This window comes from Methylobacterium sp. C33D (assembly GCF_053345825.1).
In genome coordinates this window covers 142,489-156,727 of the sequence record NZ_JBKFAV010000005.1, presented here as the reverse complement: position 1 = coordinate 156,727, position 14,239 = coordinate 142,489, and the positions used below count along the sequence as shown (strand labels likewise).

General features: G+C 67.4%; 12 protein-coding genes. 5 read left to right on the top strand and 7 right to left on the bottom strand.

Going from position 1 to position 14,239, the window contains the following annotated elements:
* Nucleotide 1 precedes the first annotated feature (1 nt).
* Genes ACLBXO_RS05350 through ACLBXO_RS05340 form a run of 3 tightly spaced genes read left to right on the top strand, consistent with a single transcriptional unit; the run spans nucleotide 2 to nucleotide 6,748 of the window.
* On the top strand, nucleotides 2–3,301 hold the full coding sequence (locus ACLBXO_RS05350; RefSeq protein WP_447684693.1) for a transglutaminase family protein: 3,300 nt from the start codon (nucleotides 2–4) through the stop codon (nucleotides 3,299–3,301).
* 13 nt (nucleotides 3,302–3,314) lie between these two features.
* Complete coding sequence (locus tag ACLBXO_RS05345) at nucleotides 3,315–5,852, top strand: circularly permuted type 2 ATP-grasp protein (RefSeq protein ID WP_447684692.1); 2,538 nt, start codon at nucleotides 3,315–3,317, stop codon at nucleotides 5,850–5,852.
* Nucleotides 5,849–6,748 carry a transglutaminase family protein gene (locus tag ACLBXO_RS05340; RefSeq protein WP_331318950.1) on the top strand — a complete coding sequence of 300 codons (900 nt, stop codon included), beginning with the start codon at nucleotides 5,849–5,851 and terminating at the stop codon, nucleotides 6,746–6,748. The genes ACLBXO_RS05345 and ACLBXO_RS05340 overlap by 4 nt, the downstream gene beginning before the upstream one ends.
* Nucleotides 6,749–6,793: 45 nt before the next feature.
* On the opposite strand, the gene ACLBXO_RS05335 is transcribed toward ACLBXO_RS05340, so the two are convergent.
* From ACLBXO_RS05335 to ACLBXO_RS05315, 5 genes are all read right to left on the bottom strand, one after another.
* A complete protein-coding gene (locus ACLBXO_RS05335) occupies nucleotides 6,794–7,405 on the bottom strand; it encodes a pyridoxamine 5'-phosphate oxidase family protein (RefSeq protein WP_331318766.1) in 612 nt (203 codons plus the stop codon).
* A 7-nt stretch (nucleotides 7,406–7,412) separates the two neighbouring features.
* Entirely contained in the window at nucleotides 7,413–9,119 is a 1,707-nt protein-coding gene (locus ACLBXO_RS05330; RefSeq protein ID WP_331318764.1) for a lysine--tRNA ligase, read from the bottom strand.
* Between the two features lie 123 nt (nucleotides 9,120–9,242).
* Nucleotides 9,243–9,521 carry a type II toxin-antitoxin system RelE/ParE family toxin gene (locus ACLBXO_RS05325; RefSeq protein ID WP_331318763.1) on the bottom strand — a complete coding sequence of 93 codons (279 nt, stop codon included), beginning with the start codon at nucleotides 9,519–9,521 and terminating at the stop codon, nucleotides 9,243–9,245.
* A complete protein-coding gene (locus ACLBXO_RS05320) occupies nucleotides 9,518–9,745 on the bottom strand; it encodes a hypothetical protein (protein WP_447681772.1) in 228 nt (75 codons plus the stop codon). The genes ACLBXO_RS05325 and ACLBXO_RS05320 overlap by 4 nt, the downstream gene beginning before the upstream one ends.
* 79 nt (nucleotides 9,746–9,824) lie before the next feature.
* A complete protein-coding gene (locus ACLBXO_RS05315; RefSeq protein ID WP_447684691.1) occupies nucleotides 9,825–10,772 on the bottom strand; it encodes a transporter substrate-binding domain-containing protein in 948 nt (315 codons plus the stop codon).
* A gap of 45 nt (nucleotides 10,773–10,817) precedes the next feature.
* Between ACLBXO_RS05315 and ACLBXO_RS05310 the strand changes: the two genes are divergently transcribed.
* The gene (locus ACLBXO_RS05310) at nucleotides 10,818–11,042 is read left to right on the top strand and encodes a hypothetical protein (protein ID WP_447684690.1); all 225 of its coding nucleotides are present in this window, start codon (nucleotides 10,818–10,820) and stop codon (nucleotides 11,040–11,042) included.
* Between the two features lie 237 nt (nucleotides 11,043–11,279).
* Here ACLBXO_RS05310 and ACLBXO_RS05305 read toward each other — a convergent pair whose 3' ends face one another.
* A complete protein-coding gene (locus ACLBXO_RS05305) occupies nucleotides 11,280–12,632 on the bottom strand; it encodes a hypothetical protein (RefSeq protein WP_447684689.1) in 1,353 nt (450 codons plus the stop codon).
* Nucleotides 12,633–13,415 (bottom strand): hypothetical protein, encoded by a 783-nt coding sequence (locus tag ACLBXO_RS05300; protein ID WP_447684688.1) that lies wholly within the window; start codon nucleotides 13,413–13,415, stop codon nucleotides 12,633–12,635.
* A gap of 171 nt (nucleotides 13,416–13,586) precedes the next feature.
* On the opposite strand from ACLBXO_RS05300, the gene ACLBXO_RS05295 reads away from it, so the two are divergent.
* The gene (locus ACLBXO_RS05295; RefSeq protein ID WP_447684724.1) at nucleotides 13,587–14,132 is read left to right on the top strand and encodes a recombinase family protein; all 546 of its coding nucleotides are present in this window, start codon (nucleotides 13,587–13,589) and stop codon (nucleotides 14,130–14,132) included.
* Nucleotides 14,133–14,239: the final 107 nt, after the last annotated feature.

Sequence of the window (14,239 nt, the reverse complement as noted above, 5' to 3'; positions counted from 1 at the left end):
CGTGTCGATCAGAGCCGCCCTGCACCACGTCACGCACTACCGCTACGACCGGCCGATCAGCCTGGGACCCCAGGTGATCCGCCTGCGCCCGGCCCCCCACGCCCGCACCAAGGTCCCGGCCTACGCGCTCACGGTGACGCCGGCCAACCACTTCCTGAACTGGCAGCAGGATCCGAGCGGCAACTGGCTCGCCCGCCTGGTCTTCCCCGAGAAGACCGACGAGCTGCGGATCGAGGTCGACCTCACCGCCGACATGGCGGTGATCAACCCGTTCGACTTCTTCGTGGAGGAATACGCCCAGGTCCGGCCGTTCGCGTACGACCCCGCCCTCGCCGAGGAGCTGGCCCCCTACCGCACGCCCGTCGACGCGGATTGTCCCGAGATGGAGGCGCTGCTGGCCCGTCTCCCGGAGGAGCCCAACACGGTCCAGTTCCTGGTGGCGCTGAACGGCCTGATCGCCCGGGAGACCGCCTACGGCGTCCGCATGGAGCCGGGCGTCCAGACCCCCGCCGAGACCCTGCGGCTGAAGAGCGGCTCCTGCCGCGACTCGGCGTGGCTGCTCGTGCAGGTGCTGCGCCGGATCGGCCTCGCCGCCCGGTTCGTCTCCGGCTACCTGATCCAGCTCGTGCCCGACACGACCGCGGTCGATGGGCCGACCGGCGCGTCGTCGGATTTCACCGACCTGCACGCCTGGGCCGAGGTCTACCTGCCGGGCGCCGGCTGGGTCGGTATGGACGCCACGTCGGGCCTGCTCACCGGCGAGGGCCACATCCCGCTCGCTGCGACGCCGCACTACCACTCCGCCGCGCCGATCTCGGGCGCGATGGAGCCGGCCGAGACCGCGTTCGACTTCGCGATGACGATCACCCGCGTCGCCGAGACGCCGCGGATCACCAAGCCGTTCTCGGAGGACGTCTGGGCCGCCATGGACGCCCTGGGCGAGCGGGTCGACGCCGACCTCGCCGCGCAGGACGTGCGGCTGACCATGGGCGGCGAGCCGACCTTCGTGTCGGTGGACGATTTCGAATCGCCCGAGTGGAACATCGCGGCCGTCGGTCCGACCAAGCGCGGGCTCGCCGACCAGCTGATCCGGCGCCTGCGCGACCGGTTCGGCCCGGGGGGGCTGCTCCATTACGGCCAGGGCAAGTGGTACCCCGGCGAGAGCCTGCCCCGCTGGGCCTTCGCGCTCTACTGGCGCAAGGACGGCGAGCCGATCTGGCGGAACCCGGACCTGATCGCCCCGGAAGCCGCCCCCGGGGAGGCCGGCACCGCCACCATCGCGCAGGCCCAGGCGCTCGCCGACGCGCTGGCCCGCCGCCTCGGCCTCGCCGACTACGTCTTCCCGGCCTTCGAGGACGGGGAACTCTGGGAGCGGAAGACCGCGGAGCTGCCGGTCAACGTCACGCCGGCCGACGCCAAGTCGGGCTCGGTGGAGTTCGACGCCCGGATCCGGCGGGTCTACGCGCGGGGCCTCGGGGAGGCGGCCGGCTACGTCCTGCCGCTGGCGAGCCTGCCCACCGGCAAGGATGGCAGGGACGGCGGGGCCGACCGCGTCTGGATCTCGGAGAAGTGGGACTTCCGGCGCGGTGCCGCCTTCCTGGTGCCGGGCGATTCGCCGGTGGGCTTCCGCCTGCCCCTGTCGTCCCTGCCCTACGTGCCGCCGGAGCACTATCCCTACTACCAGCCGCAGGACCCGCTGGAGCCGCGCCCGCCCCTCCCCGACGGGCACCCCGAGGGCCATCCCGGCGCCGCCGTGGTCAACGGCTCCGGCATCACCGGCGTCGCGGTGCGCACGGCCCTGTCGTTCGAGCCCCGGGACGGGGTGGTGCGGGTGTTCATGCCGCCGGTGCAGCGCGCCGACGAGTATCTCGAACTCGCGGGCCACCTGGAGGCGGCCGCCGCCGCGCTGAAGCTGCCGATCCACCTCGAGGGCTACGAGCCGCCCTACGACCCGCGGATCGGCGTGATCAAGGTGACGCCCGATCCGGGCGTGATCGAGGTGAACGTCCACCCGGCCGCCTCGTGGCGGGAGGCGGTCGCCATCACCACCGACTTGTACGCTGAGGCGAGGCAAACCCGGCTCGGCGCGGAGAAGTTCATGACCGACGGGCGCCACACCGGCACCGGCGGCGGCAACCACGTGGTCATGGGCGGCGTCACGCCGGACGATTCGCCGTTCCTGCGCCGGCCCGACCTGCTGAAGAGCCTCGTGCTCTACTGGCAGCGCCACCCGGCGCTCTCGTACCTGTTCTCGGGCCTCTATATCGGCCCGACCAGCCAGGCGCCGCGCATGGACGAGGCCCGCCACGACGGCCTCTACGAGCTGGAGATCGCGCTGGCCCAGGTCCCCGCCCCCGACGCGCCCAACATCCCGCGCTGGCTGGTCGACCGGATCTTCCGGAACATCCTGGTGGACGTCACCGGCAACACCCACCGGGCCGAGATCTGCATCGACAAGCTCTACTCGCCGGACGGGCCGACCGGGCGCCTCGGCCTGCTGGAGTTCCGCGCCTTCGAGATGCCGCCGGACGCGCGGATGAGCCTCGCGCAGCAGCTCCTGCTCCGCGCCCTCGTGGCCTGGCTGTGGCGGGAGCCGCAGACCGGCGGCTGTGTCCGCTGGGGCACGAACCTCCACGATCGGTTCATGCTGCCGCATTTCCTCTGGTCCGACTTCCTCGCGGTGCTGGAGGATCTCCGGGCGGCGGGGTACGATTTCGATCCGGTCGCCTTCGAGGCGCAGGCCCTGTTCCGGTTCCCGGTCTTCGGCACGGTCGAGCAGGGCGGGGTCCGGATGGAGCTGCGCCAGGCGCTGGAGCCCTGGCACGTGATGGGCGAGGAAGGGACCAGCGGGGGCACCGTGCGCTTCGTCGACAGCTCGGTCGAGCGGCTGCAGGTCAGGGTCGAGGGCTTCGTGCCCGAGCGGCACGTCATCGCCTGCAACGGCCGCCGCCTGCCCATGACCTCCACCGGCCGCGGCGGCGAGGCCGTGGCGGGCCTGCGCTTCAAGGCGTGGCAGCCGGCCTCCTCCCTGCACCCGACCATTCCGGCCCACTCGCCGCTGACCTTCGACATCCTCGACGCCTGGAGCGGGCGCTCCCTCGGCGGCTGCCGCTACCACGTCGCCCATCCGGGCGGGCGCAACTACGAGACCCATCCGGTCAACGCCTACGAGGCGGAGGGAAGGCGCCTCGCCCGGTTCCAGCCGAACGGCCACACGCCGGGCCGGGTGGACATGCCGCGCCCGGAACCGAGCGCCGAGTTCCCGCTGACCCTCGACCTGCGGACGCCGGCCCCGCAATGACCGGGGATCCGTGATGGAGGCGGCGCTCGCGGGCAGCCGCGGCCGGGCCGAGCGGCCGGAGGGCGCGCGGGAGCGCGTCGCCCGCTGGTGCGCGGGCTACCGCCCCGCCCCCGGAAGGCCGGACGAGTTCCTGGGCCCCGACGGCGCGCCCCGCGGGGCGTGGCCGCGCCTGCTCGACCGCCTCGGCGGCCTCACCGAGCCGGAGATCATGGCCCGCTTCGTCGCGGCGGAGCGGCACATCCGGGACGCGGGCATCTCGTTCCGCATCGCCGGCGACCAGCGCGAGCACCCCTGGCCGCTGGGCTGCCTGCCCCTGGTGATCGAGGGACAGGAATGGGCGGCGCTCAGCGCCGGCATCGTCCAGCGCGCGGAGCTGATGGAGGCGATCCTCGCCGACGCCTACGGCGCGGGCCGGCTGGTCGCCGAGGGGCTGCTCCCCGCCGCGATCGTGGCCGGCACGCCCGAGTTCCTGCACCCGCTCCACGGGGTCGCGCCCCCCGGCGGCCACTACCTCAAGCTCTACGCGGCCGATCTCGGCCGGGGTCCGGACGGGCGCTGGCAGGTGCTCGCCGACCGGACCCAGGCGCCCTCGGGCCTCGGCTGGGCGCTGGAGAACCGCATGGTCCTGGCCCGGACCTTCCCGGACTTCTTCCAGGACCTCCACGTCGAGCGCCTGCCGGCCTTCTTCCAGGCGTTCCGCGACGGCCTGGCGCTCGGTGCCGAGCGCGCCGACCCGCGGATCTGCCTGCTGACCTCCGGCCCCTACAGCAGCACCTACGTCGAGCAGGCGGCGCTCGCCCGCTACCTCGGCCTGATGCTGGTGGAGGGCGACGACCTCGTCATGCAGGACGGGCGCCTGCACGTGCGCACCGTCTCGGGCCTGAAGCGGGCCGACGCCCTGTGGCGGCGGATCGACGCCGACTTCCTCGACCCCCTGGAGCTGAACCCGGCCTCGCGCCTCGGCGTGCCCGGCATCCTCGACGCCCTGCGCAACGGCTCCCTGGTGATGGCCAACATGCCGGGCGCGGGCCTCGTCGAGTCGGCCGCGCTCGCCCCCTATCTCGACGGCATCGCCCGGCGCGTCCTCGGCGAGCCCCTGCGGCTCGGCCACCCGCGGACGTGGTGGTGCGGCGACCTCGAGGGCCTGGCGCACGCGCGGGCCAACCTCGACAGCCTGACCCTGCGCCCGGCCGCCACGCCCCAGCGCGGGGCGGGGCGCGACGCGATCCTGGCCGGTCCGGTCCTGGCGGCGGAGCGGGAGCGGGTCGTGGCGGCCCTGCGCGACCGGCCCTTCGACTACGTCGCCCAGGAGGCGGCGCCACTCTCGACCATGCCGGGCTGGGAGCGCGGCCCGGACGGCCTGTTCCTGACACCCCGCCCCTTCGTGGTCCGCGTCTTCGCCACGCGCACGCCGCTCGGCTGGCAGGTCATGCCCGGCGGCTTCTGCCGGGTCTCGGAGCGCGAGGACGTCGACCCGATCGAGCTGCGGCTCGGCATCCGCTCCGCCGACGTCTGGGTCCTGTCCGAGGAGCCGGTCGCCGCGCCCCTGATCGGCGCGCAGGCGGCCCCGCGGGTGCGGCGGGTCGGCGGCCACCTCCCCGCCCGGGCCGCCGACGGCCTGTTCTGGCTCGGCCGCTACCTCGAGCGCGGCGAGGCGGTGATCCGGCTGGTGCTGGCCCACCTGCGCAGCGTCGGCGACGCCGTCGGGACCGACATCTCGGGCGCCCTCGACACGCCGGCGGCCCTGGCGCTGCGGGCCCTGCTGCACGAGTGGGGCGCCGTCAGTGCCGCCGACCTGCCCACCGCCCGCCTCGCCCAGGAGGCGCTCTCCGGGCGCGACCGGCCGGGCTCGGCCCGGTCCCACGTCCTCGCGGCCCGCCGCAACGCCGCCGCGCTCCGCGCCCGCCTGTCGGGCGAGGCGTGGCGGGTGCTCGCCGACCTGTACGAGTTCCTGTCCCTCGACCCCGAGCGGGCCTGCACCGAGTCGCAGCTCGCGGGCCGCGCCGAGCGGGCCCTGAGCCAGCTCGCGGCGCTCGCCGGCCTCGCCCACGAGAACATGAGCCGGGCCGAGGGCTGGCACTTCATCGAGCTCGGGCGGCGGATCGAGCGGGCGATCAACACCGGCGCCTTCGCGCTGGCCTTCGCCAACGACGAGGCGACCCCCGGCTGCCTCGGGGTGATGCTGTCCCTGTGCGACTCGCAGATCAGCTACGGCCGGCGCTACCTGCAGGGGGCGGCCCTCGATCCGGTCCGCGACATGGTGCTGCTCGATCCCTACAACCCGCGCTCGATCGCCTTCCAGGCCGAGGCGATCAGCCGGCACCTCGCCGACCTGCCGGCGCTGGCCGCGGACGGGATCCCCGAGCCGCAGTGCCGCCTCGCCACCCGGATCCTGGCGGAGCTTCGCAGCGGCGAGGCCGCGGATTTCGACGCCGTGCGCCTCACCGCGCTCGCGACCGACCTCGAGCGCCTCGCCGACGGCATCGCGGCCCGCTACTTCCCCACCGGGCCGAACGCGCTGCGCCCCGAGAAGCTGACGGGGCTCGCGTGATCTACACGCTGCGCCACCGCACCGCCTACCGCTACGGCCGGCCGGTGCACTTCGCCCGCTGCACCCTGCGGCTCAAGCCGCAGGACGGCGAGGGCCAGAGCGTGCTGGCGAGCGCCGTCACGATCGACCCGAGCCCCGCCCGCGCGGTCATGCGGCGCGACTATCTCGGGATCGACGCGGTGGCGATCACCCTGGAGACGCCGCACACCGCCTTCAGCGTCGAGGCGCTCTCCACCGTGCGTGTCGAGCGCCCGGCCCCGCCGCCGCCGGAATCCGGGATGGCCTGGGAGCGGGTCCGCGACGCCGTCCTGGCCGGGCGCGACCTCGGCGGCCGGGCGCCGGTGCACTTCCTGTTCCCGAGCACCCGGGTGCCGCTGCTGCCCGCGATCACCGACTACGCGCGGCCGAGCTTCGCCGCGGGCCGCAGCGCCTACGGGGCGGCCCACGACCTGATGCTGCGGATCGGCCGGGATTTCCGCTTCGATTCCAAGGCCACCACCGTCTCGACGCCCCTCGCCGAGTCCTTCGCGCTCCGGGCCGGGGTCTGCCAGGACTTCGCCCACGTGATGATCGCGGCCTTACGCGGCATGGGCGTGCCGGCCGCCTACGTCAGCGGCTACCTGCGCACCGTGCCGCCGCCGGGCCGCCCGCGCCTGCGCGGGGCGGATGCGAGCCACGCCTGGGTGGCGGTCTGGTGCGGCGCGGGCTGGCTCGGCCTCGACCCGACCAACGGCGTCGCGGTCCGGGATGACCACATCGTGGTGGCCCGCGGCCGCGACTACGGCGACGTGGCGCCGGTCGACGGCATCGTCAGCGGCTCGGGCAAGCAGCGCCTCAAGGTCGAGGTCGACGTCATCCCCGACACCGAGACGCAGGATCTCGCGCTGGTGGGGTGAGGTGGCGCTCCGCTCGCGAAGGTGGGGGTGTCGTGGACGCCACGCTCACCACATCGTCTTGGCCGCCCGCTCCGGCCAGTCCGCGTCGTAGCGCTCACCGCCGACCGCGCCCGCGGTCAGCGCCGCCAGGATCGCCCCCGGGCTCGGCAGGCTCGCCGGGTCGACGCGGGAATCCGGGTCCCACAGCCCGGCCCGGATGATCGCCCGCGCGCACTGGAAGTAGATCTCCTCCACAGTGATCACGACCGCGGTGCGCGGCGCGTGTCCGTCCACGCTGAACGACGCGAGGAGATCCGGGTCCGCCGAGATCACCGCCCGCCCGTTCACCCGCAGCGTCGTGCCCGAGCCGGGGATCAGGAACAGCAGCGCCACCCGCGGGTCGCGCACGATGTTGCGGAGCGAGTCGATCCGGTTGTTGCCGCGCCGGTCCGGCAGGATCAGCGTGCGCGGGTCGGCGACCCGCACGAAGCCCGGCCGGTCCCCGCGGGGGCTGCAATCGAGCCCTTCCGGGCCGGCGGTCGCCAGCACCGCGAAGGGCGCGGCCGCGATCAGCGCCGCGTAGTCGGGCGTGACCGCGGCCGCCACCTTCGCCGTGGAGGCGGGCGCCAGGGGCGCGCGGTAGAGCGCCTCCAGCGCGGCGAGGCTGTCGACGATCATCGCGCCCTCACGCGGCCGGGGCGGCCTTGCCGGCCGCGAAGGCTGCGTGCTCGGCGACCAGCGCCCCCGACAGCGCCGCGGCGATCAGGCCCCGGGTCTCGTCGACGCCGTAGAGGGCCACGAAGGAGCCGAACCGGGGGCCGCGCGCCTCGCCGAACAGCACGTTGTAGAGGCTCGTGAACCACGCCTGCGACACGCCGGGCCGCCCGTCCGGGCTCTTGGCCTTGCCGGACGTGTCGGGGAAGTGGCGCCGGCCGACCTCGTAGACCGCCGCCTGCAGCGCCTCCGGGTCGGTGGAGCCGGCATGCTCGGCCAGCGTCTCCGACAGGTCCTCCAGGGCCGCCCGCTCCTCGGGCGTCGGCGCCCGGTAGGTCTTGGCCGGCCGCACGAAGTCCGAGAAGTACTTCAGGGCGTGCTTCACCAGCCGGTCGAGGCCCGGATGGGTCTCCGGCCCGGTCCGCGGCGCGTAGCGGCGGATGAAGCCCCACAGCACCGCCGGATCCTCGGTGTTGGCGACCGCCGCGAGGTTGAGCAGCATCGCGAAGGTCAGGCTCGCGCCCTCGACCCGCTCGGGCTCCGGCGGGGTGCCGGCATGGAGGTGCCAGACCGGGTTGCCCAGACGCAGCTTCGCGTCCTGGCCGGCGTAGCGGTCGAGGAAGCCGATATACTCGTCCACGTGCCGCGGGATCACGTCGAAGAACAGGCGCTTGGCCTCGCGCGGCTTGTTGTACATGAACAGGGCCAGCGATTCCGGCGTGCCGTACCTGAGCCACTCGTCGATGGTCAGGCCGTTGCCCTTCGACTTCGAGATTTTTTGTCCCTTTTCATCCAGGAAGAGCTCGTAATTGAACCCTTCCGGCGGCTCGCCGCCGAGCGCCCGGGCGATCTTGCCCGAGAGCTTGACCGAGTCGATCAGGTCCTTGCCGGCCATCTCGTAATCGACGCCGAGCGCCACCCAGCGCATCGCCCAGTCGGGCTTCCACTGCAGCTTGGCGTGGCCGCCGGTCACCGGGGTCTCGTAGCGCTCGCCCGTGGCGGGATCGCGCCACACGATCGTGCCGCTCTCCGCCCGCACCTCGTCGATCGGCACCTGCATCACGTGGCCGGTGACCGGGTGGAGCGGCAGGAACGGGGAGTAGCTCGCCGAGCGCTCGGCCCGCAGCGACGGCAGCATGATCTCCATCACGGCATCGTAGCGCTCGAGCACGCGCAGCAGCACCGTGTCGAACACGCCCGCGCGGTAGCACTCGGTCGCCGAGCGGAACTCGTAACTGAAGCCGAAGGCGTCGAGGAAGCGGCGCAATTCGGCGTTGTTGTGCGCCCCGAAGCTGTCATGGGTGCCGAATGGGTCCGGCACGCGGGTGAGCGGCTGGTTGAGATGGTCGGCCAGCATCGCCCGGTTCGGGACGTTGTCGGGGACCTTGCGCAGCCCGTCCATGTCGTCCGAGAAGGCGATCAGCCGGGTCGGCACCGCGTCGCGGGTGAGCACCCGGAAGGCGTGGCGCACCATGGAGGTGCGGGCGACCTCCCCGAACGTGCCGATATGCGGCAGGCCCGAGGGGCCGTAGCCGGTCTCGAACAGGACCTCGCGCTTGCCGGATTTCTCCAGCCGGGCCACGAGCTTGCGCGCCTCCTCGAAGGGCCAGGCGGCGGCGTTGGCGGCGGCCTCGACGAGGTCGGGGTCGAGGGTCAGGGCTGGGGGGGCGGCTGGCATGTCTTCTGGGATGTACGCGAATTGGACGCGCGCACCCTAGAGCGGTTCGCACCGGAGCGGAACGCCCGGTCGTGCAAGGCGCTGATCCATTCGTCCGCACGCGCTCCATTGCGGGCATGTCGCTCAGGCTAGAGGCCGCTGCGCCGCGTGCCGGATGGTGCGCACGACGACCTCATCGGCAGTGACGCGATAGGTCATGATGTAGGGGTAAGGCGACACCGCGATGCGCCGAATGCCGCGCCGGTCGGTCATCTGGCCCGCATAGGGATGGCGGAGAAGGAGTTCCAAACACGCGCCGATCCGCAGCAGGACCGCGTCGGCACCCGATGGGTTATGGCGCGTGATGTCGGCCAGCACGTGGTCGAGCTGGCGCGCGGCGGTGCGGGTCAGCCGCAGCCTCACAGGCCATACTTCGCCCAGATGGCGCGCACCTCCGCCTCGGTGGCATACTCACCACGCGCCTCCTCGGCGTCGGCTTCGTCCTGCTCCGCCGCCTCCTCCGGGCTGAACCGGTAGACCGATCCCTCATCCCCCACGAAGGCCAGCATGAGGCGGGCAATCTCGTCCTGCATCTCCGGTGCGAGGACCCGTGCCTTCGCCACGGCCTTCTCGAGCAGATCGGTCATGCGCCGCTCCTGATCCATGGAGATCCGACGCCGTGCAGGATCCCCGATTCGCGCGTCTGGTGGAAGCCTTTCGCCCCTGTCAGAACGGGCTGACGGGGAAGAACCGCAGGTACAATTCGGTGTACTTGCCGTCGTCCCAGACACGCTGGAGCGCGTCGTCCAGCGCCCGGGAGAGGGCCGCGTCCTCCGGGCGGGTGATCAGGCCGATCCCCTCCCCGAAATAGCGGTTCTCCAGGTAGTCGCCGCCGGTCAGCGCGCAGCAACTCTCCGCGTCCTGGCCGCCGACGAAGAGGGCGAGGTTGAGGCCGTCGGCGAACAGGTAGTCGATCTCGCCGCGCTTGAGCGCGCTCTCGGCCGCCGTGAGATCGGTGAAGTCCTTCGGCACGGCCTTCGGGAAGAACGCCTTGAGGTAGGCCGCGTGGGCGCTGCCGGCGATGACCCCGACGCTACGGCCGGCGAGCGCCGCCGCGGAGGGGACCGGCAGGCCCTTGTTGGTCCGGGCCGCGAAGCGCGCCGGCCAGCGGAAATACGGCCGCGTCGCCAGGAATCTCGACCGCAGGGACGCGGTCAGCGGGATGGCGGCCGCGACCACGTCGCCCTGCTTGCCGTCGAGGGCGTCGAGCAGGGTGTCGAAGCGGCGCGCCTGCACCGTGCAGGTGATCGTCAGCTTCTCGCAGACCGCCCGGGCGAGCTCGACCACGAAGCCCGTCGGGTTGCCGTCGGGGCCGGCGAAGTGCAGCGGCGGGAACTCGTCGTCCGTGAGGAAGCGGACCGCCCGGCCGGTCTGCGGCGCCTCCACGCGCTCGCCCCGGCTGCGCGGGTTCCAGAAATCCGGGATCGTGACGGCGGGCGTGGCGGTGACGCCCGTGGCCGGCGCGGCCGGGGGCGCCGCGGCGGCGGCCGGCCCCGCGAGGAGCGCCGCGACCGCGGCCGCCGCGATCCGGGATGGGATGGCTGTCCTATCGCCTCTTGACGACGGGGACGGGGCGGTGCTCCTCTCGGAGCGCGGGGGCGGGGACTGGCTCACCCCCCTCCTCTACCACGTCCTCGGGCCGCCGGGGGAGCGCGCGGCGTGTCGTCCCAGCGCCCGCCCGCGGGGCCGGAGGGCCTGCCGCCGGAGATCGCCTTCCTGCTGGACGAGGGCGTCGACGCGACGCGGCTGCTCCGGGCCGCCGCCGCGGCGGCCGCGGCCGGGACCGACGCGGCGACCGCGCTGATGAATGCCGGCCTGATCGCGGAATCCGCCTACTACGGGGCTCTATTCTTAATGGCCGCAATGACTTATTGTGCGAAATAGCGGCAGTAGAGACATTCAATAGAGGCAGTAACCCGCCAGGATCGTCAGAGACATATTGCCGCACATACGAGGGTGCGGTAGTCTGGATCAGACAGCGAGAGTGATGTCAGCAAACGATAATGGTACGTCGATTAAAGCCAAGATTATCGGCGCCCGTGATGCCGGAGCGCCCGAATGAATAGTTATGAGAAAAAGCAGAAACGCTAGTATTATCCGAAGAAAATTTTCGGTTTTGCTTTATAACAGATACTCGCCACTTGACTGGTTGGATATCTCCAACGCCAATTCTACGTCAAGCCCTCTGTCAAAGTCTGCGCAATAGTCTAGCCACTTCTCCCGTACAGTTTTGATTATGAAGTATGGGACAAATCTTCCAGACCTCCTGAATTCAAAAATCTCCAAGGCGTCGGACTTTTTTATAATTTCATGATTTACCATGAAAGTTACCATTGATATTGGCATCAGAAAGTCGACGCCATATGCGCCTTGCGATGAGAATAGAAATTCTCTGACGGCAGCGGCAGCCGTGGTATCGAACATTTCGATCTTGATATGGTAACAACAAACATGAAGCTTAAATTGTGACGACAATCTCGCTTCGTATACATCGCCAAACGTCCAGACACGGAAAAGCATAGCGCTAATTGTCGAGACTGTTTCGAGTTCCACGATCTTACGGGCCGTCGGCATTGAAAGCGGCTCGAATGGAAGCTTGGTACTTGTTAGATGGCTAACTGCCCATGATGCATTCCGCCTTACACGGTAATAATACCTCGCAGCTTCGGGCACGACTATAAGAGATTCGCGCATGGATATGTTCTGCCAATGATTTGGCAGATCAAACATTTCCGGATCAAATTCAAATTTTCCTGATTTTATGGTCGTTAATTCCGCCGCAATTTCATCAAGCTGTCTCGCGCTATGATCAAATGAAAGATCAACCGAAGTACTTTTCGTAAACTTTCTATATAGATCTGTAACTTTTTTACCTAGTTCTTGTCTGGCCTGTCCATCGGTGTTGTCTGGAACGGAGATTAATATGCGCGACTTCTGAATATCGATCTTCATCTTTCTGACTATCGAGCGATAGTCAGATGGCATGATCGACTCTAACTCCTCTCTAATAATATTATTCTCAAGGAAGTACTTTTTGGTCTTTAGCGCACTGTCTGAGATTTCGTTGAACAGTTGATGTTTAAAGTCACCAACCTTGTCGCGACTATTAAGCATCTTTGCCACAGTCAACCCAAACGCAGGAAACTTGTCAAAGAGGCCAGAGTCAAGATAAGTTAACATTGTTGCATCGAAATTGGCGCGATCCTGAAACAATATCGGCCTTCCATCCACTCTTATACTATACAGAGCGTCATCCCCAACTCTGCGTATAACTTGCCCTGATGTGGCGATTGTCTGGTAGCCAGTTGATATTGGTTCAAAGCCGACAATTTTATCGTCAGGTCCGGTCACTTGAATTACATGTTGATCTGTATCCAGATCAATAAACACAGGCATCACGAAAGTTGGCGAATCCATTCCGCCATCTAAGTACCCGATAAGACGGCAGATCAGATCTGACGTGTCGATTTCCATTTAAATTGACTGCCGTTTGCCTTGAACAAAATTGTACAGCTTTTCATATATGGTATTCATCAGTTCCGAAGGACGGTACGATGCCGGCATATCATATACTATGACTGTCGCATTGAACTCCTTTTCAACTTCAGCGACAATTTCTTTGCTATAGAATCGTGACGGAATGATAACAGCCTGAAGGTTGCCGACGATTTCAATGTCTTTATCGAACTGGACTTCTATCGAGTTTACACGCTCGTCTTGCGCTGAGTTCGACCGGTGATGCACGAGATGATAATATGCTTCGACATAATGCTTCTGTTCGTTTTGTATTTCTGTAATTGTTGGACCGTCGGTTTGGGGTGAATTTTCCAGATATGCTTGCTCGCTTCCATAAAAGCACCGTATCAGCTTCATGGGAGACTCGGGGCTTACTTCCAATTCGAATTTTTCTCTTTCCATTCGCTTGTGTATAGTTTCTTTTAGCATCCCAGCGGCATGTGCCCCGGAGTCAAAGGGCATAATTCGGTATGCTGTATTGAGTAAATCTCTATCAAAAACTAGACAAACTGGCGCAAAGAATGATGCTGTTGTGTGCTTTACCTCGCTGTTGACCCTGAATGATGGCCGGCCGTAGAACATATATATGAGACTTTCGCCAGGATAGACCTTGTCTTCTGTAACTTTGATTTGAGAACTGTCGCGAATTGCCTGCAGAGTAAATCTGTCAGTTGTGTGAACTAGAGGTAAGGATCCTCCTTCGCCTGCGAACTCTGCGACAAAGTCTTTCAATTCAGACATTCAGGTTCTCTCTACAGGCAGGAATACTGACTAGTATCGAATAGGTATACCCTTGCGAGACGACAGCGCGAGACATCATCACGGCGGCAACGATGTCTCATTAAGATCGACATCGGCATTTCGAGACGGTATGTTGGGTGGGTCTAGAAGCTAACAAGACAGGAGGTCCCTATCGCCACCTACGGTTATGCGCGCGTCTCGAGCGTGTCACAAAGCTTAGCGATCCAGCACGAGGCTTTGCAAGCTTCAGGTTGTGACATCATCCGATCTGAAACGCAGACGGGAACCAAGCTGGAAGGCCGGACGGAACTCGAAACGATAATCCAGTTCACCAGGGCCGGGGATTCGCTCTCGGTCACCCGTATCGACAGGCTCGCACGTTCGGTTGGAGACCTCGCGACCATCGTGCAGCGGCTGGAGGCGAAGGGCGTGTCCCTTAAGGTCCTTGAACAACCCGTCGACACGTCAACAGCCGCTGGACGGTGCTTCCTTGGGATGCTCGGAGTTTTTGCCGAGTTCGAAACGGCCATCCGGCGAGAGCGTCAGATGGAAGGCGTAGCGAAGGCCAAAGCCCAAGGGGTGTATAAGGGGCGCAAGCCAACCATCGATCCTGAACGGGTCAAAGCCCTCGCCGCCAGTGGAATGGGTGCCAGTGCTATCGCCAAGGAACTGAAGGTGGGGCGGGCGTCGGTCTACCGCATATTGCATAGTGCTTAGGACAAGCGACCAATAATAATATCGTCTGAAGTGGTCGAGCACCCATTACATACAATTATACTCATTGAAAAACAGTGCCTTTTCTAGTTGTTCTACGAATGGGCGAT